We start from the raw sequence: 19,748 nt of genomic DNA, 5'->3' as shown, positions 1-19,748 counted from the left end.
TTGTTGATAAAGACGCTTAAGGCGTCTTTTTTTTTGAGGATATTAATATGAGACGAAAATTATTATCAGTCTTTATTGCCTGTTATTTTACTGCGCCTCTTATCGCTAACGCGACAGGTATCCCGGTATTTGATGCCGGTAGTATTATGCAAATGGTACAGAACGCTACTGAAACCGCTCAACAAGCTGCTGACCAGCTTAACCAGCTCAAAGACCAGTACAATCAAGCTGTAGCGGCTGCTGAAGCTGAGAAAGCCCGTTTTGAAGGTAACTGGAGTTTGGGCGATATCTTAAATGATCCAACCTTGACTAGTTATCTTCCTGACAACTGGACTGATATTTATAGTTCAGGGGATGTTTCTGGTTTACGTGACCAGTACCAATTGAAATCGTCTAATCCTGAAGTTCAGGAGCAGTACGATTCATTACTCAGTAACCTGAATACCATGCAGGAAGCATATGATTCAACGGTTCAACGTACTAAGAATATTGAACAGCTTGCCTCTTATATGAATTCTGCGCAAACGCCGCAGCAAAAATCTGATTACGCCAACCGTATTTTATTTGAGCAAACTCAAATTCAAAACGAACAGGCTAAAGTCAATGCAGTGAAAACAATGATGGAACAAAGGGAGCATATACAGAACAAAGCACGCGCTCAGTCATGGATTGACGAATTCAGGAGTAAATGACGATGGCAATCGAAAATATTATTTCTGATTTGTTCAATGATCTTTCAAACGTAATAACTAATCAAATCGGCAGTTCTGTATCTGCTATTACTTCTGCTGTTGCCCCCGTAATGGGGGCGGCATTGTTAGTTTATGTTATCTTCATTACTTATAAAATAATGTATACGAATCAGGAGGTGATCGTATCTGAGGTTATTAAAAATGTAATGTCACTTGCGCTTGTCTCGGCATTCACCGTGAGTTCTCCTTACTATATCCAGTATGTTGTTCCATTTGTCACAGGTGCAGGAGATCAAATCAGTGCAGCGGTGACAGGTAGCCCGGCATCAGCTACGGCGCTGGACTCGATGATAAGTAATGTAAAGACCAGTCTTGATACAATGATTGATAAGATGCAATTCGGTCTTACTGACGATTGGAGTGTTTCTTTTCAGGCATTATATGCGGTTGTGCTTACTTATATTGGGTCATTTGTATTTATATTCTACGCGGCAGCATATCTGTTAGTCGCTAAGTTTATGGTTGGCCTGTTACTGGATGTTGGCCCGATATTTATCTGGTTCGCATTTTATCCACCAACAAGAGGTTTTTTTACAAGTTGGTGTGGGCAGTGTCTTAACTATATATTGTTAAGCGTTATGTACACGCTTGCAATCGGTATATTAAATGACTTCATTACCAGCAAATTTAATCTTGCCGATTTGGGGGTTGAATCTTCATTTCAGATAATCATTGTGTTCTTTATTAGTGTCTTTGTTATCCAGCAAATAAGTGTTCTTGTTTCAACCTTAACGGGTGGAATGGGGATTAATGGTTTAACTGGAGCAACTAATTCAATGGTTGGTGGAGGGGCGGGTATCGCTAAGAAAATGACAGGCGGCGTTGCTGGTAAAGCAGCTTCGGTTGTTTCCAATTTCATGAAAAACGGTATTAAAGGTGGCTGAGATGAAAAAAATAGCTCTGGTTTTGCTTATTGCTCTTTTAGCGGGATGCTCAAGCCCTCCTGTGCCGCCTGAACCTACAGGCGAGTGGACACCAATTAATAATGCAGGGGCAAATACACATGTTTAAACGTGGTAATAAAAAATTAATCTTGGGTGAGAATGCTGAAGCTGCGCAAAAAGCTAAATCTCCCAAAGAAGAAAAAATCGCAAAGACAAATGCTGATTTGCATTTTAAGGCGGTTAGGGAATTTGAAAATGACCGGATAACGTTAGCTTTTAAAAGTGCAAAAACAGCATGGCGGATCGCTATTATTGCTTGTGTTGTTACCGCTTTGATGGCAGCAGCAATAGCAATGATGATGCCACTTAAAAAGGTGATGCCATATGTTATTCGTGTTGATAACAATACCGGTTATACCGATGTTGTTACTCCTATGAGTGACGCTCAAACTACATATGGTCAGGAGTTAGATAAATACTGGCTAAGTAAGTTCGTGACTAATCGGGAATCATACGAATGGCAAACAGTGCAAAATATGTATGATGTGGTCGGTTTAATGACAAATGATAAAGTCTTTACTGAATATAAGACCATTATTGAAAATAAAGACGTGTCGCCGCTTTATCTCTTAAAGAAAGATAAGAAAGTAATGGTGCGTGTTGTTTCCGTTACTTTTGTAGGTGATGTAGCGCAGGTGCGTTTTATCAAGTATGTCAAAAATTCTAACGGAACAATGGCACCGGAATATAAACCGGCTAACTTTGTTGCGACAATAGCATATGACTATTTGAAAAAGATTCGCACTGAGCAACAACGGTTAATTAATCCACTTGGATTCCGTGTTGTTAGCTATCGTGCCGATCCTGAAAATGTGGCCGGAGGTAAACGATGAAAAGGGGATTAGCTTTATCTCTTGTCGCAACCTTGCTTTTATCCACCGTCGCTCACGCAGAAATTAACCCCCAACGTACAGCCTATGATTCACGCATCCAGACGGTTCTTTATAACCCGGATGATGTGACGCGAATCAAAGTTAAAGAGGGGGTTTCAACGCTCATTCAGCTTGATAAAGATGAGTTTATTACTGAGCCGGTAGCAGGGATGGGACTCGGAGATCCGTTGGCGTGGAATGTCAGCGTTCGCGGCAACAGTATTTTTCTGCGTCCAATTGCTGAACAGCCAGATACCAACGTTACTCTGGTTTCAAATAAACGTACCTACGCATTTTCTTTAGAGTCTGTATCTAAAGGCGTTCCGGCGGCGTGGATTGTGCGTTTTGTCTATCCAGTGCCACCTAAAAATGTCTTCAATAGCAAGCCTCCGTTGCCGTGTATGACTACCGGCCATATGAACTGGAACTATCAGAAGAAAGGCGATTCGGCAATTGCGCCTGTGGGCGCATGGGACGATGGCCGCTTTACCTGTCTGCGCTTTCCAAGTTCTACGGATCTTCCAATTGTCTACCGCATTCTTCCTGATGGTAAGGAAGGGCTGGTAAATACGCATATGGAAAATGACGTAATGGTTATCCATGAAGTGGCAAATCAATATCGGGTGAGATTGGGTAACTTGGTACTCGGCATTAAATCTGACTCTATCAAGCCAGCTTCATACAGTACAAATGCCACGTCAACCGGCTTGAAGAGGGAGGTTATTAATGAAACAAAATAATCATAGCTTAATTTACGCTTCACCAAGAACCGGCATGTCAATTCTTTCTATTCCTGATTACAGTCAATTATCAGAAACAGAAATAGATAATATGGCAAAAGCTATATTGGATAATTGCAATGTTAAAGTTATTTTTCGCACTAATGAAATAACATCGTTGGTTAAAAAGGAGGGCGCTAATGACTGACGAATCAAATAATGAGAATGATGGCGCTATTCCAACGGTTGGTGATCGCGGTAATTTAAAAGTCAAAGGTAAAAAGAAAAGCAAAAAGGCTTTAATTCTTTTGCTATTTATCGTTGTTATTTTAGTTCTCGTGATTGTCATTGTTCCTATTGTACTAAAAAAACGTGCACAACCTGATGATAATGCAAATCAGCGGCTTCAGGTAGATGAAACGCTTTTGACTTCTCAACAGGATGATCGCTCATTATCTTCAAAGATGGATGAGATTGTAAAAAACCAGCAGAAAGACGAAGCCGCACGTCAGAAAGCGCAACAGGACGCCATAGACAAAGCCCGAAAGGAAAAGGAGGCAAGAGAACGGGCTGAAAGAGAGAAGGCTGAACTGGAGCGGATTAAGCACCAGAATGATATGCCTGATCCTGATGTTCAGGCTTCAGGCGGGGGAACTGCCGGTAAGGGAAATAACAAAGCCCCATTGACGCCAGCTCAACGGAAGTTGCAGGGAGAAACGTTAGTTAATCTTGGGAAGGATACTAAGAAAGACAATGCACCGCAGAATCAGGGCGGGGCAATGAATGATTCTCTGAAAGGTGAGTCTTACTCTGACGGTAAGGTTGGCCTGTTGGGTAACAAAGACTATCTACTGGTTCATGGTACTCAACTGCCGTGTGTGTTGAAAACGAAGATCGTGACAACCTACAAAGGATTGGTTCTTTGCCAGTTAACCAAAGATATTTATTCCGCTAATGCGGCCACGCTTTTGTTGCGTCGAGGAACGACGTTCTTTGGTGAGCAGAAAGTAGCAGTTAGTCAGGGACAGGCGCGAGTCTTCCTTAACTGGACTGAAGCTGATACCCCGGAAGGTGTAACGGTAAGAATGGATAGCTTAGGAACGGATAGCTTAGGTGCTTCCGGGGCTGAAGCGTGGGTTGATAACCATTATGCTGAGCGTTTCGGTGGTGCAATCATGCTGTCATTCATTGATGATCTCTTTGCTACAGCCGCAAATGCCGCAAGCAAGAATGATTCTGATGTCAGTATTGATAACACAACCAGCAATGCCGAAAGCATGGCTTCTAAAGCACTGGACAATACAATCAATATTCCACCGACTGCATATATAAATCAGGGTGAAATGATGAATATATTAGTTCCACGTAATATTGATTTTAGTAGCGTCTATATCAACCGTTAATTAAAGGGGGCTATGCCCCCTATCATTATATGAGGTTGTCATATGCGAGAGATTAAATTTGCCTGAATTTAATAAATACTGAGGAAGTTAATATGTTGAATGAATTTCAAAAATCACAAGCTAATGGTAGTATACGGTTGGCAATGTCCTCTTTTGGACATGATTTCTGGACAAAGGAAGCGTTTAGTTTGATTCGTGGGTGTATTTATTGTGGGGATGATGTATATAAAGATTTATATTCATTAGATTTTTATAAGTTAGCTGCTTTATTTGAACAGTTAACAAATGATGGAAGTATTGACTCTGACGCTGCTGCCTTATTTAAACGATATTTGTCCTTGTCTGACAAAGCCCGCCAGAGTGTTATCGCTACTGTTCGTTCTATTTCTCTTATTGAGTGGAGAAATTAATGGCAGATGACGATTTTGACCGTTCAATGCTTGCGCGTAGCCAGTTATCTAAAATTGGCATACAGCAAGTATTAGATATGGATGGCATTACCGAAGTTGCAATAAACGAACCGGGAAAAATCTGGTTTGATCGCGGTGATGGTTGGGAATTTAAGGACGAACAACGATGCTCTTTTGAGCAGTGTATGAGGCTTGCAAACTCCCTTTCTGTATTCAGCAACAGCGGTGATGTTGTTGGTGCGTCTAACCCTATCCAGTCAGTTGTTTTACCTGACGGCCAGCGCGGCCAGATCGTGCTTCCTCCGGCCACAATACAGCAATGTGTCTCTATGACAATTCGTAAACCCTCTGATACTCGATTTACGCTTGGGGGGTATGTCGAGACTAACCGGCTTTCAGGCTTCTCTTTAGCGCGAAAAAAGCTTCATGATTTGACTGAGTATCAAAAGAAGATGCTCAAAATGCTTGATCAGCAAGATATGGAGCGATTTTTCCAGACGGCGGTTGATAACCACTTAAATATTCTATTAGTGGGGGGAACCGGTTCCGGTAAAACAACATTCATGAAAGCCGTTGCGGATTTATATCCTCGTGACCGGCGCATATTCACAATAGAAGATGTTCATGAACTTAATCTTCCATATCATCCCAATCATTTGCATCTCTTCTACCATAAGGACGGTGTAAAACCTAAGCAGATTATTGAAGCTTGTATGCGAATGAAACCAGACCATGTATTTCTTGCAGAGTTGCGCGGGGATGAGGCATGGAACTATATTGAAATGCTTAATACGGGGCATAGTGGCAGTATTACAACGACTCATGCTAATGATTGTTATAGCGCATTCTCTCGAATCGCTGCATTAGTTAAACAATCTGAAATTGGTCAAACTCTGGATTATAATTTCATTCTTAATACAATCAAATCATCTATTGATATTGTTTGTTTCTTTAAACATTCCTATATGAAGGAAATTTATTTTAACCCGGAAGAAAAAAATTCAATTCTAAGCTCAATGTGATTACTGCTTACCGACAATAATGCTAGGACTTATACATGAAAATTAAATTTTTTGCGGTATCGTTATGCTTGTTAATGCCGTTGGCTGGTAATGCAACAGGCATTCCCTGTGCAGGGTGTTCTATTGGTGAGGTTCACGGTTCAGGAACACCTGTTATTGATGTTAACGCTGCTGCCAATGCTAAAGCTCTTCAAGAGTTACAGCTTAAACAGCTTGATGAAATGAATAAAATTCAACTCACTCTTGAGGTAAATAACAGTTTATTGAAGCAATTAATTGCATTGAAAGAAAACGAGCAATTGACTAAATCTAAATGAGAGGGCGATATGAAAAGATATCCAGCAGTAAATGGAAAATCCTTGCGTAGTGTCTATAAGAAGTTTTTGAAAGAAATCTCCTGTGTCGATGGTCATTTGCTTTTAGTAGGTGTCACAGGTTCAGGGAAAAGTGCTTTAGCTGAACGATATAATGAGCATATCAAAGCTGAATATTTTGATTTTCAATGCAAGGAAATATCAATTAAAGATGTTACCCGACTGTCTGAAATGAAAAATACAGTCTGCATTTTAGATGGCATTGTCTTCGACTCCAAAGAGAATAAAGAAGTATTGGATGTGCTGGTCAAATTGCTCAGGAAATCCAGATCAAGTGGATGTGTTTTTGTTGTTCTTTCACAAACACCTCCAGAGCCTAATATACAAGGCTTGTTTGAGGCAAAATTTATACTTTCCCGGCTTTATCCTGAATCTGGTGTTGGGCTGGAACGGCGGTATGATTTGATTTTTCCTGATTATCAATATGCAGCCAAAGGGAAAGGTGTCGGTTTAATTATACCGGATGTTATTAAATATGCCGATACCTTAGTTGTTCTTGATCCACACGCAGATGATTGGGAATTGAAAAATCATGACTAAGCAAAAATTAATTCCCTTACTCATATTCTTCACTGTCCTGTTTGTCGTTGCTGTCATTGGTGGTCAATACCTTGGCGGTTATGTGTTTCTGAAAATGACACATATTGATATGAGCTTTTTATCTTACGACACGCTGTATAAATACTACGAGCGATACAAAGGTATTCATGAATTTAAAAAATATCTGTTAGCCGGGGGAGCCGGTGCTGTTGCACCTTGTCTGATACCGCTGTTTCTTTTGATAGCTATCTTGGTTGGAATGCGGAAGAAAGAAGAGCTTTATGGTAGTGCCAGATTAGCGAATGACCGCGATTTAGCAAAAAGTAAACTTTTCCCGCTAAAAAACGAAATTGGGAAAGGTAAGCATCCTGAAGTTCTTATCGGGAAAATGGCAAAAGGACGCTATAAAGGTCAGTACCTGCGATTTTCTGGACAGCAGTTTGTTTATATTGCAGCGCCTACGCGCTCCGGTAAAGGGGTTGGGATCGTTATTCCTAACCTGCTTAATTACCGTGATAGCGTGACGGTACTTGATATCAAATTTGAGAACTTCCTTTTTACCGGGGGCTTTAGAAAATCAGTCGGCCAAGAGGTTTATTTGTTCTCTCCGGCGGGTTTCGGTTTTACTGATGAACAATTCGAAGCACTGAAAGAAACGGATAAGTGGAAGGCGTTACCTGAAGAAGAGAAATTATCTCAGATTGAGAGACAGAAGAACGGCGAACTGCTGCGTTCGCATCGATGGAACCCGCTAACCTACATCAACCGTAACCCCAATTTCCGCGATGCAGATATCAATATTATCGGGAAGATCCTCTTTCCTACTGGCGGCGGTGATAACGATGTGTGGAACGAGCTGGCCGCAAACCTGTTTCGTGGTCTGATTCTTTATATGCTGGATTGTGAAGACAGTGGGATGCCGGTCACAATGGCGCAATTGCTTTCTCTGACCTCTCCAGACGGTGGGTTGAACGCATGGATGCAATCAGAGATAGACATTGCGAAAAAGCGCAACAAACCACTCTCAGCGGCCTGTGTTGCTGAGTTTAACCGCTTTATGGCCGCGCCGGAAAAAACACAGGGTAGCATTCTTTCTAACCTGACTGCGCCTCTGGCCGTGTTTGGCGGTGCTGCATGTGCCGCCGCCACCAGTGGCGACGACTTTGATTTACGTGATGTTCGTAAACGCCGTATGTCAATCTATCTTGGTATCGATCCTACTCAGTTAGATACCTACTCAAAACTCATCAATTTGTTCTTTAGTTTGCTGATTAACGTTAATACAAAAACGTTACCAGAACAGGATAAATCGCTAAAGTATCAATGCTTGCTTGTTCTCGATGAATTTACGTCTATGGGGCGTGTGGGTATTATCCAGAAGTCTATTGCTTATACGGCGGGTTATAATATTCGCTATATGATTATTATTCAGACTCGCGGCCAGCTTGAAGATGATAAATTATATGGTAAAGAAGGTGCTCAGGCGTTAATAGATAACTGTGCGGTACAATTGATTTACCCACCTAAAGTTGTTGGCGATGAGGCTAAATTAGTTAGTGAAACTATCGGTAAGAAGACGGTTAAATCTAAATCTAAATCCAAATCACGCGCTAAAGGTGGAAGCACTACCGGCGATAATCAGTCAGATTTTGGCCGTGAAGTCATGTTGCCGCAAGAAGTAGTTGAACTTGGTCATGTTGAATATAAAGGCGTTGGCTTGCATGAAATTATCATCATGGAAAAAGTCAGACCTTTCATAGCGAACAAGATTATTTATTTTGATGAGCCAGAATTCAATGAAAGGAAGTTGTTTTCTGTCGCTAATCCGGTTGATATTCCTTTTATCAACCTTAAATTCTCCGGTTTCTCCCTCCCCAAACCTGAAAACGCTGAAATACCAAAATTAAAGGAGTCTGCTTAATCTGTCCATGATAACGCCGGGAATGCCACGATTTGTAATCTGACATTTTCGGGGTTGAACAACCGAAGGGCGTTAGCGTCCTTTAATCAATAAACACCACAGGATATTTGTATGAAAAAAACTGTTATTGCGGGGGCGCTGCTGTGCCTGACCGCCGGGTTCTCTGCACCTTCATTTGCTTCCGATCCGTGTGAAGTTGTTCTTTGTATGTATGGAAAATTCACCGGGCAGGGGGGCGGTAGCGACTGCAACTCTGCAATTAGTGAATACTTCGGTATTAAGGTTTTTAAAAAAGGAGTTTTCAGACCGGATAAAACGGCGACAAAAAGGCTAAACCTTCTTAATTCTTGTCCTACAGCCGATCCCTCGGCGGTTAAATCAATAAATAACATGTTCGGAAGAAAAATGTTCGGCTAATGGTGTCCGGGAGGGAGGATGTATCAGAAGCTAATAATTAAATTATCGCAAATTAAAATTCGAGTCCTGCATATCGTACTGTTCTGTTTGGTTATTGATGCGGCTTTAGTATCAACAATAACTTATCTACTATTCTGGTGAAATTATGAAAATGAAGACTAAGCCATTGCTTTTAGCCGTGGCTGTTTCCCTTGCTTTATCAAATTCAGCCTTGGCAACATATACCCAAAATGTAGCAGCAGGTGATACGGTGTCAAATGAAGTCGTAGATCCGACCTCGCAGCCCGGTAATAATCAGGATGTTTATGGCACTGCGGTCGATACCACTATCGAAAGCGGTGCCTATCAAACCGTTAAAGATGGTGGTGTTGCAAAAGGGTCTGTTGTTCAGGGAGGGCAAACAGTTAATAAGGGTGGTGTTGCTGAAAACTCTAAAGTCGAAAGCACTGGTACGCTTTTTCTTTCTGGCAAGGCATACAATACGGAAGTGTCCGGTTATCTCCAAAGTATGGGGGGAGGTGAAGATTATAATACTGTTATTAAATCGGGAGGAACATTTAGAATTGCAGGATCGGATACGGATGTAACTAAGAGCTTTGATGCAACCATTGAAAATGGTGCAAGTGTTCTTGTTGCCCGTAATGCCGAATTAAATAATTGGGACATAAGCGGGGATGTAACAGTCTATCGGGATATTTACGATAATAACACTGATTTTCCTGTCTTCAATGATGCCACCGTTAATAACGGTGGTTATGTTCAGTTAGACTACGGTTCTCAGATGCTCAATACCACTATTAATGGTGGGCGAGTTGATGTTGGTTCAACCAATAACAGCCTGTACAGTACGGTGACAGATACCATTGTTAATAATGGCGATCTAAACGTGCAAAAAAATGGCATTGCGAATTCTACAACTCTGAATTCTGGGAAAATAAGCGTAGCATATGGTGGTGTTGCTAACACTCTATCTATGTCTGATGGAGATATACAAAATAATGGTGTAATAAACGATCTGACGGCTACCGGTGGCTCTATAGCGATAAACTCCGGCTCAAACGGAACTGTAGATCCTAGCACTGGTGGTATAGTTAACCGGGCTACTTTGAGTGGTAGTGCCATTATGGAGAATCGTTTTGGTATTGATACTGATACCACTGTGAATTCAGGTGGTGTTCTGGAAACAGGCTCGAACAGTGACAATGGATGGATTGATACTGCTATATCGAATAATGCCACCATTAATAGTGGGGGCTTACAGACCGTTGATAATGGTGGAACCAGCAATGGTTCCACTGTTAATACGGGCGGCTCATTAAAAGTTCAATACTTCCTCCATGACCAGTTATCCAGCGATACCGTAGGCTTACAATATGGTACAGCCAATAACACCGTAGTTTATGGAACTATGCAAAACAATGGCGGTATTGACAATGGTACTGTTGTTAAATCAGGTGGTGATTTCTTAGTGACGGGAAGTGTGGCCGATAATCAAAAGGCTATATCTAATAATGCGACTATTGAAAATGGTGCAAAGGTTTCAATTAATGAAAATGCACAGGCCAATGGTTGGATTATAAATGGTGGTTCTGCGGATTACGTCTATCTGCAAACTGATTCGTCGGTAATCAATGATAGTACGGTAAACAGTGGCAATTTGTGGATCAAGAAAGGCACAGCCACCAATACTGTACTTAACAGCGGCCAGATGGTGAATGTCGATGGTGAGGATATTAACACTGTCGTTAATGGCGGGACGTACTATCTCGGTGGCGTTGATGCTGCCACATCTTCAAATCTGACAGTTAATAGCGGCGCTTACGCGAATATCAATTCTGGTACGGTTACTGATGCCACGATCAACGGCACGATGTTTGTTAATCCAAACACTTCCGCACTTGACACGACTTCTACACTTCAGGGGAATGTATCGGTTAATGATGGCGGTAAACTAACGCTAATCACCGGCGTTAACACTCAAAATGCTGATGTCACCCTGACGGGTTCCGGGGGTTTGTATTTAGCCAGCAATGCGGCGACCACCGGCACCTATGATTTCGCATTAGGTGCTATGACAATGAATGGCGGCAACGTTTACTTCGATCAGGTAGGCGGTGGGGGTTCACAGATTGGCTATTCGTCTCTGACGCTGGATAGTCTGGATGGCTCCGGTTCATTTTATATGAATACGAATTTAGCCAGTTTGCAGGGCGATTTTCTGACGGTTAAGGGACAGGCCAACGGCGATTTTGATGTTTATATCGCTGACACCGGCGTTAGCCCAACCTCAGATTCCAGTTTACAGATTATCCAAACTGGAGGGGGAAGTGCAGACTTCACCCTCGCCAATAATGGTCATGTTGTTGATGTTGGTACTTACCAATATTATTTGGTCGCTGATGGTAAAGGAGGATGGGCGCTGTCTCCACAAGCGAAGCCTGAACCTACCCCCGATCCTGATCCAGAACCAACACCGGAACCTACACCTGATCCAGAACCGACACCAGAGCCAACACCTGAACCGGAACCAACGCCAGAACCTACACCTAACCCGCCTCCAGTTGCACCGACAATTACCCCAAGCACCGCAGCCGTTCTGTCTATGGCAACGGTCGATCCTTTGATATTTCAGGCTGAGCTTAGTTCTGTTCGTAGCCGTCTGGATCAGGTGCGTTCGTTTTCGCACGATACCAATGTGTGGGGTCATTACACGGCCAATCGCTATAACGTAGGCGATTCTGCCGGTGCAGGTTACGGAATGCACGTAAATGGTGTGACGATTGGCGCGGATAAATCCAGAGAGTCCGATAACGGCGTTACTACTCAGGGTCTTTTCTTCTCTTACAGTCATTCTGATGTGGATTTTGACCGTGGCGGTGATGGTAACGTTGATTCCTATTCAGTCGGGGCTTATGCGAGCTACCTGCATAACTCAGGATTCTATCTTGACGGCGTTCTGAAGGTTAACCGCTTTGGTAATGATGTTAACGGCCAAATGACCAGCGGCGCGGCGGCAAACGGTTATTACAATACAACCGGCATTGGCGCAAATCTTCAGGGTGGAAAGTATTTCTACTTTGGTGATTCTTATATCGCGCCGTATGCGTCTGTAACGGGCTTTACCAGCAATACCAGTGATTACACCCTATCTAATGGCATGAAGGCGCATGTAGGCTCTCAGCGGTCAGTTATCGGTGAAACCGGGGTAAATCTGGGGCATAAATTCATTGTTAAGGGGGCGCAGGTTCAACCCTATATCAAACTGGCCGTTACTCAGGAATTCATTGACGATAACGCAGTTAAAGTTAATGACGACCATTTCACCAATGATTTAAGCGGTACTCGCGGCGTATACCAGCTTGGTGTTAACGCGAAAGTTACTGACCGGATCACTGTTCATGCCGATGCAAGCTATTCAGAAGGTAGCCATGTTGAAGCGCCGTGGACGGCTAATTTAGGTGCGTCTTGGTCTTTCTGAGGTATTAATAACAATAACGGCAGAGTGAATCCTGCCGTTATATAACTTTCTTATTTTGTGAAAAGCTAGCGTTAATCTATTCATGATTTTTTCTTATAACTTTAAAGGATATTACGATGAGACTATTTATTGCAGAAAAACCATCATTAGCAAAAGCCATTTTTGAAGGTCTTGGTGGTAATCCTGATACTGAAAAACAGAACGGTTATTTTCAACATGGTAATGACGCTGTTACTTGGTGTTTTGGTCACATGCTCGAACTGTATGACCCTGAAGATTATGATGAAAAATATAAAAAATGGCAATTCAGTGATTTGCCGATTAAAACCACCTTTCCGCCAACGTATAAAATAAAAGCTGATTCAAAGGCTCAGACAAACATTATTCTTTCATTGATTAAACAGGCTGACAGTATTGTTCATGCTGGCGACCCGGATGAAGAAGGCTGCTTACTTGTTGATGAAATATTAGTTTATGCCGGTAATCGAAAACCTGTCGAACGTCTGTTGGTTTCTGACCTAAACCTTGCCCCGGTGCAAAAGTCGTTGGCGAATATGCAGCTTTTGAAACCGGGCGATAAGTTCAGTGGCATGACCAAGAGCGCCCTGTCGCGCTCGCTGCTTGATCAGACTTTTGGCTACAACATGACACGTGGAAGTACACTTAAAGGCCGTGAGAAGGGGTATGACGGTGTTCTTAATGTTGGCCGTGTACAAAGTGCTGTCCTTGGGCTGGTTAACATGCGAACTCTGGCAAACCAGAACCATACAGAGAGTTTTTATTATGACGTCTCCGCTAATCTTGAAATCGGCGGCAAGCAGGTAAAAGCGAAATACCAGACAACTGACAGCGATCAGGTTGACGAAAAGAAACGACTGATTTCAGAAGCGCAAGCTAAACACATAACTGAACGTATTACCGGCAAGGATGCCGTGGTGACAATTGCCACTACTAAACCGGAAAATACAAAGCCGCCGTTACCGCTTAACCTGTCAACGTTACAGCAAATTTGTGCAAAACGTTATGGATATAAAGCAGCTCGAACGCTTGAAATTATGCAAGCACTATATGAAACACATAAGCTATTAACATATCCACGTACTGATAACCGATTTTTATCTGATGAGCATTATTATCAGGTTGGAGATATTTCGAAAGCTATTCTTGATACTATGCCAGAATTAGCTACAGCAACTGGCGGCATGAATAAAGAACTGAAACATAAAGCATTCGATGCCAGTAAAATTGAAGCGCACCACGCTATTGTTCCGACAACAAAAAATGGTGCAGGAATTAAGCTGACTGAAGAAGAAAAAAATGTTTATCGGTTAGTTGCTGTTCATTATATCGGTCTGTTTTACGAAGATGCGATTCGGGATAAAACCAAAATTCATTTTGATATAAAAGGTGACACGTTCACCGCAACACAAAGCGTACTTGTCCAGAAAGGTTGGGAGACTTTGGGCAAAGATAGCGATGACGATGATGCCAGTGATGATACAGAACAAACAGGTTTTGATCTGTCTACATTGAAATTCAGTGACAGCGGTCTGTGTAAATCGGGCAGCGTTGACAAGAAAAAAACGACCCCGCCTAAGTATTTTACGGAATCGACATTGTTAGCAGCGATGACTCGCGCTGCTAAATTTATAGATGATCCTGAGCTGAGAAAGGCGCTGGAAGCGAAGGATAAAGATAGTACGGATCAAGGGAGTATCGGTACTGAGGCAACACGCGCCGGTATTTTGGAAAAACTTGCGGCTAATGCCGGATTAATCTCTATCGAAAAAGAGAAAGGATACTCAGAATTGGTCTGGAAGACCACCAAGCAGGGGCAGGAATTTTGTGCAGCACTACCAAAAGAAGTAATCCAACCTGATATTTCAGCCCGATGGGCTGAGAAACAGGCGCAAATAAAAGCAGGCACGTTAACAATTGAGGCATTCATTCAGGAAAATGAAATCTATATCAGCGGGTTAATCGATAACTTAGCTAAAAATGGAATAAATATTTCCTCGAATGCTGCCAAGTGCCCGGTTTGCAATAAAGGTTTCTTACGTAAGAGAAAGGGGCAAAAAGGCGATTTTTGGGGATGTACCTGTTATCCAGAATGTAAAACAACGTTCCCGGATAAAAATGGGAAGCCGGTTACTGAAAAACAACAGGAAGGAGTTGCAACTCGTTTGAGTGTCGCCTGTCCGTCCTGTAGCAAAGAAATTATTATCAACCCGAAGGGATTTTTCTGTACCGGTTGTGAATTTAAAATATGGAAGACACTGGCAGGAAAAGTCCTGACAGACAAGCAAGCTGAAACAATAATATCCAAAGGTGTTAGTGGTGAAATTAAAGGCTTTACCAGTACAAAAACAAATAAGGAGTTTTCAGCAAAAGTAAAACTGGAAGACAAAAATACCGGAAAATTAGTTTTTGAATTTTTACCGAAAAAAGCTTAGTATTAAATCTGCGTTGCTTGAGACACTTCTATCAACCAGGGGTGGTTTGTTAAAATGAGTTTCTTGTGACGCTTCTATTCATAAAAAAAGGCAGTGCTCCGGCACTGCCTTTTTTTATCTATCAGGATGGAAAATATGCTTACCAAATCCCCTCTGTCTGTTCATAAAAAAACGCTCACCATTAATGATCTGATGAACACTCTGTCTGAACTAAAAGTAAAACGAATCGTGAGAACAGAGGAAAATGATAAAACGTTTAGTGTCATTTTATGCGGGATGTTCAAGATTAATAAAAACAAATCTAACAATAAAATATCCACATTCAAATTGATGTATAAAAACTCATGGGTGTGGCGTAAAACAAATAAAATCCCACTCTCACTTCCTATATTTTACCAACCATCAACCTCACCGATTTCGAAAGAGTGGATGGTGAAATCGATAAAGCACATTGTAAGCACGCTGGTGAAACAAGATATTGAGTTATCTGGCGGCATTAACGTAATTCTTAACAAAAAGAAAAAATTAACCGGTTCATACATTAATAATTACCCTATGTACACTGATGAGCATGAACGAGAATGGATGTTGAAAAATTCTGAACGAAGAGAATATACATTAAATAAAGAAGGTATGTACATTTCCGAATTCGGATTTGTCAAATATGAACAGCACAATACAAATCATCAGGGAATAGTTGATGCGGTTATACAAAGAATTCCCTACATAACAGATAATGATTATTCAAATGCGATGAAATCATTCAACCTTGCTATACGCAAAATTATTGATCCAAATGTTTTATCCAATTACATCAGCATTAAGTGTTATTCATTCTCACACAACACAGATGTTAGTAATTTGATACATACACATAGCGTCTTCGGTATTACTCTTGAGCACTACCTTCATTTCTGTGAGTTGCCTTATTCAACAATTGATAGCCGCTTAAACAAGCTAGCCCCATTCTTCAATATCATTGAATACCCGATTTTTGAGCTATTAAGAAATGAAGCAGGGTTTAATCTCGATAAAACCAAAACCTTATCCACGCTAATTAACATAAAATGCCTCAGTATTAAAGATTTAAAATTTCTTCGGAACGCACCGAAGGCGTATTCTCACTTCATCTATGGTTTGATAAATAACATAAAGAGAGGACGTAATCAACCACTTGCTAATTATATCAATTTAGCTATGAAGATCTTCAGACTAAATGAAACCACTCACTACCCGACAAACATAGTTTTAAAAGTGACTGTTGATGCGCTAAGCTTTATACGACGACACGAACGGTTGGGAAGGCGAGATGCTAATACCGAAATCGAAAATTATATCAACAACATGATGATGGTAATTACACGCTGGTTTGAATATCACTCGCAACTCTATAAAAATATCGGATATAGGAAAAACCTCCGACGCTGGCATGAGGAAGTCAATTATCTGCATCACGCATTAGACTGGTTCGATACGAATGATGTCATTTTGAGGAAAAATCAATTGTGGCCGTCATATCACCGACTCGCTGAGGAATGGACACATCGTTATCATGATAATGATTATTATGATTATAGGATTTCTGAAACTTGGACTGGTCTAAATATTGAATGGGAGAGCTATCTGGCGAAAAAGGAAAATCTGAAAATCAGGGAAATCACCACGTTTACCGATTTAAAAAATGAGGGGCGGGAAATGGAACACTGCGTTGCATCATACGCTTCATGGTGCAGCAGTGGACAATACAGAGTCCTATCGCTTTATCTCGGTGAAGAACGGGCCACGATGGGGCTTATGCGAAAAGAGAATTCAATGCTTTTCATTCTCGAACAGATCAGAGGTACGAATAACAGTCCGGTAAGTCCTGAGATGGAAAAAGCGGGTAAGCAGGCTATCAAGCTGATTAATCAGCATATTTCAGATAAATGATGCTTTACGCATATTCCTTCACGCTAAAGCTGGTATCAACAAAGTTGACACTGTAGTAGTCGAGTGCTAATGTATCATCATTGTTGATACTAAGAGGGTTGAGCAATGGCACAAGTTGTGGTTAAAAAATGGGGCAATAGCCCTTCAGTACGTCTCCCTGTTGCGATTATGCAAGCGGCTTCACTGAACGTCGATGATACCGTTGATATAGCGGTAGAAGATGGCCGGATTGTAATTGTTCCTGTCAAAGCTAAAGAGTATTCACTTGATACCCTTTTAGCAGGCATTACGCCGGATAATATCCATGAAAAAGTGGATTTTGGCGCTCCTGTTGGCAAGGAGTTGCTCTGATGGTTTCTCGTTTTGTTCCAGATACTGGTGATGTTATCTGGATTGATTTTGATCCCGTGGCTGGACACGAACAAGGGGGGAAACGCCCTGCTGTTGTACTGAGTCCGTTTGCGTACAACAATAAAGTGGGGCTTTTGCTCTGCGTTCCCTGCACAACAAAGGTAAAAGATTATCCATTTGAAGTAGAACTGTCTGGTGAACGAGAAAGCGTTGCTCTGGCTGACCAAATAACATGCGTGGATTGGCGAGCCAGAAAGGTTACAAAAAAAGGCTCTGTTAATTCGGCTGAACTGGCGGATATAAAAGCTAAAGTTAAAGCTCTGATTGGGTAAATATGTATGTATTATGCTTATATAAAATAAGGTGGTTATTCAAAGGAGTCGAATGTGTTTTACAATAAAATATTAGCTTATTTTGGCGTTCCTGCAATTTTATTGATATTAATTGGTCTTATCCTTTTTATATACTCCATAGTTAAAAGGAAAGATACTTTATTTAATTATAGCGCCTTAAGTGTTGTTGTGGGATTTGCCATGACTTTAACTATCATAATAATCCCAAGTTATAACGATGAAGATGTATCTAATGGTTCCAACTGGTCTAAATGTAAAATTGTTGAAGAAAATGCCTTTAATGGATCATTTAGCGAGAATGTTAACAAGTTGAACTGTAATGGCACGGTTAAAAACATTTCGGTCAGCACCTATCAAAAATCTCTTTATGCCTTTGAGGAACAACAAACCAATGGAAAATAAATCCGAGAGAGTTACTAAGCTAGATGTTTCGAAAAGTTGTTTTTGGTTTTTGCTGATTTTAATGATATTTTTGTTGTATATACCGAATGGAAACAACTTCAACTATTTATCAACTCCTATGATAATTGGTAAGATTGTAAGTGGTTTATTTTTAATGTTTGTGGTCGCTTTTAACGGTGCCAGCTTCGTTTTTAAACTGTTAAGTTATCTTGAAAACAGAGAATGAAATGGAGATAATTCATAAACTGGCTTTCCAGACCATACTTATTCGAAGTCAGATCTCAGAGGCATTATGTTTATATGCTTCTGAATTCGGTTCTTCCGAAAGCATTCTTAATGCAGCAGAGCGTTCCTCGGATGTTATAGAGCACATTGCACAATATGCTCTTGAAGGTGTTAATCATGACATGCAAGCCAACCTATTGGTACAAGACTTAACTACTGCATTGTTTCTTATTTCTGAGTTTGAGCGTGAATTAAAGCAATCCCGCAAAAACGTACCGAATGCCAATGATATTAATGTGCTTATCTCTGAAATAAGAGAATTATTTAAGATTGCGTTAAAACAGGACGCATGGAAGTGAATATGAACAAAACAGATTGGTTAATGAGATTGCGCAGATGTTCTTGTCTGGAAACTTTGGAAAAAGTGATCGAGCACAATAGATATAACCTTGCCGACAGTGAAATGGAAGCTTTTAACTCTGCGGCTGATCACCGACTCGCTGAACTGACTATGAATAAACTGTATGATAAAATACCTGCTTCTGTATGGCAGCATGTTCGTTAATCTTTTTTTAAATCAAAAGGAACTGAGAAAAGGTGGTTAAAATGACTTATGAAGAACTGACCGAACAGGCCACGGTAAGTATTACTCAATTTATGGATCTGGCTAAATCTGCCGAGGATAAATTTTTGGCTGAACTATTCCGTAATGCTGCATGGGGTGCAACCATGTTATGGCGTGATTTAACAGGTAAGATGAAGCAAGATCCTGATTGTAAAGTATGGGATGCTATTAACCAGCAAGACGAAGTATTCGAAAAGCTGATCGACAGGCAATCTGTCCCGCTATTAAAAGATGAAGAATATTAGGAGTATTTATTATGTCAGGCGAAGGTATTAATACAGTGCGTATTAATGGTGAAGTAAAACACATTACAGAGTTAGATCCGGTGACACTCTGTCTTGAGTGGACTAAGTTAAAAAATGAAAACAAAGAACTTTATCGGTGCATAGATGAAGCTAATTCAGGATGGCGTGGGTTTATCCTTCGCCTGATGGGTGTTCGTCTTCCTGATGGAAAGACCCTTAGCATTCATGGCATAAATGCTAAAAATGAATCAATTTATCCTGAATGAATCACCGGGCTTATACAGACGTTATCCCCCGAAACTGTGGATAACGT

23 protein-coding genes are annotated in these 19,748 nt (G+C 41.1%); all 23 read left to right on the top strand.

From position 1 onward, the window contains the following. Positions 1-47: 47 nt before the first annotated feature. The 23 genes from M988_RS22030 to M988_RS21920 all read left to right on the top strand — a co-directional run bounded on the left by M988_RS22030 (position 48) and on the right by M988_RS21920 (position 19,701). Positions 48-692 (top strand): type IV secretion system protein, encoded by a 645-nt coding sequence (locus M988_RS22030; RefSeq protein ID WP_064576080.1) that lies wholly within the window; start codon positions 48-50, stop codon positions 690-692. A gap of 2 nt (positions 693-694) precedes the next feature. Next, the gene (locus tag M988_RS22025) at positions 695-1,636 is read left to right on the top strand and encodes a TrbL/VirB6 family protein (RefSeq protein WP_064576078.1); all 942 of its coding nucleotides are present in this window, start codon (positions 695-697) and stop codon (positions 1,634-1,636) included. A gap of 1 nt (position 1,637) precedes the next feature. Further along, positions 1,638-1,763: a hypothetical protein gene (locus M988_RS23275; protein ID WP_282956183.1), complete on the top strand. Its 126-nt coding sequence runs from the start codon at positions 1,638-1,640 to the stop codon at positions 1,761-1,763. Beyond that, positions 1,756-2,529 (top strand): VirB8 family type IV secretion system protein, encoded by a 774-nt coding sequence (locus M988_RS22020; RefSeq protein ID WP_064576074.1) that lies wholly within the window; start codon positions 1,756-1,758, stop codon positions 2,527-2,529. The genes M988_RS23275 and M988_RS22020 overlap by 8 nt, the downstream gene beginning before the upstream one ends. After that, positions 2,526-3,308, top strand: coding sequence for a TrbG/VirB9 family P-type conjugative transfer protein (locus M988_RS22015; protein ID WP_064576062.1), 783 nt, complete (start codon positions 2,526-2,528; stop codon positions 3,306-3,308). Before M988_RS22020 ends, M988_RS22015 begins: the two co-directional genes overlap by 4 nt. Then, positions 3,295-3,495: a hypothetical protein gene (locus tag M988_RS22010; RefSeq protein WP_064576059.1), complete on the top strand. Its 201-nt coding sequence runs from the start codon at positions 3,295-3,297 to the stop codon at positions 3,493-3,495. The genes M988_RS22015 and M988_RS22010 overlap by 14 nt, the downstream gene beginning before the upstream one ends. Next, positions 3,488-4,690: a type IV secretion system protein VirB10 gene (gene virB10, locus M988_RS22005; RefSeq protein ID WP_064576056.1), complete on the top strand. Its 1,203-nt coding sequence runs from the start codon at positions 3,488-3,490 to the stop codon at positions 4,688-4,690. The genes M988_RS22010 and virB10 overlap by 8 nt, the downstream gene beginning before the upstream one ends. A gap of 92 nt (positions 4,691-4,782) precedes the next feature. Further along, on the top strand, positions 4,783-5,100 hold the full coding sequence (locus tag M988_RS22000) for a hypothetical protein (RefSeq protein WP_064576053.1): 318 nt from the start codon (positions 4,783-4,785) through the stop codon (positions 5,098-5,100). Then, positions 5,100-6,122 (top strand): P-type DNA transfer ATPase VirB11, encoded by a 1,023-nt coding sequence (virB11, locus tag M988_RS21995; protein ID WP_064576050.1) that lies wholly within the window; start codon positions 5,100-5,102, stop codon positions 6,120-6,122. The genes M988_RS22000 and virB11 overlap by 1 nt, the downstream gene beginning before the upstream one ends. 35 nt (positions 6,123-6,157) lie before the next feature. After that, positions 6,158-6,439: a hypothetical protein gene (locus tag M988_RS21990; RefSeq protein ID WP_064576045.1), complete on the top strand. Its 282-nt coding sequence runs from the start codon at positions 6,158-6,160 to the stop codon at positions 6,437-6,439. Between the two features lie 9 nt (positions 6,440-6,448). Beyond that, positions 6,449-7,036: a type IV secretory system conjugative DNA transfer family protein gene (locus M988_RS21985; RefSeq protein ID WP_064576044.1), complete on the top strand. Its 588-nt coding sequence runs from the start codon at positions 6,449-6,451 to the stop codon at positions 7,034-7,036. Then, on the top strand, positions 7,029-8,957 hold the full coding sequence (locus tag M988_RS21980) for a type IV secretory system conjugative DNA transfer family protein (RefSeq protein ID WP_064576042.1): 1,929 nt from the start codon (positions 7,029-7,031) through the stop codon (positions 8,955-8,957). The genes M988_RS21985 and M988_RS21980 overlap by 8 nt, the downstream gene beginning before the upstream one ends. Positions 8,958-9,068: 111 nt before the next feature. Next, positions 9,069-9,374, top strand: coding sequence for a TrbM/KikA/MpfK family conjugal transfer protein (locus M988_RS21975; RefSeq protein WP_064576040.1), 306 nt, complete (start codon positions 9,069-9,071; stop codon positions 9,372-9,374). A 145-nt stretch (positions 9,375-9,519) separates the two neighbouring features. Continuing rightward, entirely contained in the window at positions 9,520-12,852 is a 3,333-nt protein-coding gene (locus M988_RS21970) for an autotransporter outer membrane beta-barrel domain-containing protein (RefSeq protein WP_064576037.1), read from the top strand. Between the two features lie 116 nt (positions 12,853-12,968). Next, the gene (locus M988_RS21965; protein WP_064576030.1) at positions 12,969-15,305 is read left to right on the top strand and encodes a type IA DNA topoisomerase; all 2,337 of its coding nucleotides are present in this window, start codon (positions 12,969-12,971) and stop codon (positions 15,303-15,305) included. 135 nt (positions 15,306-15,440) lie between these two features. Next, positions 15,441-17,234 (top strand): PcfJ domain-containing protein, encoded by a 1,794-nt coding sequence (locus tag M988_RS21960; protein ID WP_064576027.1) that lies wholly within the window; start codon positions 15,441-15,443, stop codon positions 17,232-17,234. Between the two features lie 105 nt (positions 17,235-17,339). Continuing rightward, positions 17,340-17,585 (top strand): AbrB/MazE/SpoVT family DNA-binding domain-containing protein, encoded by a 246-nt coding sequence (locus M988_RS21955; RefSeq protein WP_064576023.1) that lies wholly within the window; start codon positions 17,340-17,342, stop codon positions 17,583-17,585. Beyond that, positions 17,585-17,917, top strand: a complete 333-nt coding sequence (gene mazF, locus M988_RS21950) for an endoribonuclease MazF (RefSeq protein WP_064576019.1) — start codon at positions 17,585-17,587, stop codon at positions 17,915-17,917. The genes M988_RS21955 and mazF overlap by 1 nt, the downstream gene beginning before the upstream one ends. Positions 17,918-17,971: 54 nt before the next feature. Beyond that, a complete protein-coding gene (locus tag M988_RS23210) occupies positions 17,972-18,340 on the top strand; it encodes a hypothetical protein (RefSeq protein WP_064576016.1) in 369 nt (122 codons plus the stop codon). Between the two features lie 227 nt (positions 18,341-18,567). After that, complete coding sequence (locus M988_RS21935) at positions 18,568-18,924, top strand: hypothetical protein (protein WP_064576011.1); 357 nt, start codon at positions 18,568-18,570, stop codon at positions 18,922-18,924. A gap of 2 nt (positions 18,925-18,926) precedes the next feature. Then, positions 18,927-19,130 carry a hemolysin expression modulator Hha gene (gene hha, locus M988_RS21930; RefSeq protein WP_064576009.1) on the top strand — a complete coding sequence of 68 codons (204 nt, stop codon included), beginning with the start codon at positions 18,927-18,929 and terminating at the stop codon, positions 19,128-19,130. 41 nt (positions 19,131-19,171) lie between these two features. Then, positions 19,172-19,435: a hypothetical protein gene (locus M988_RS21925; RefSeq protein WP_064576005.1), complete on the top strand. Its 264-nt coding sequence runs from the start codon at positions 19,172-19,174 to the stop codon at positions 19,433-19,435. 11 nt (positions 19,436-19,446) lie between these two features. Beyond that, positions 19,447-19,701, top strand: a complete 255-nt coding sequence (locus M988_RS21920; protein WP_064576001.1) for a hypothetical protein — start codon at positions 19,447-19,449, stop codon at positions 19,699-19,701. Positions 19,702-19,748: the final 47 nt, after the last annotated feature.

Origin of the sequence: Hafnia paralvei ATCC 29927 (assembly GCF_001655005.1) — a bacterium.
Lineage (GTDB): Bacteria > Pseudomonadota > Gammaproteobacteria > Enterobacterales > Enterobacteriaceae > Hafnia > Hafnia paralvei.
Note: the sequence above shows the minus strand (reverse complement) of the source record. Positions and strands in the feature narration are given on the sequence as shown.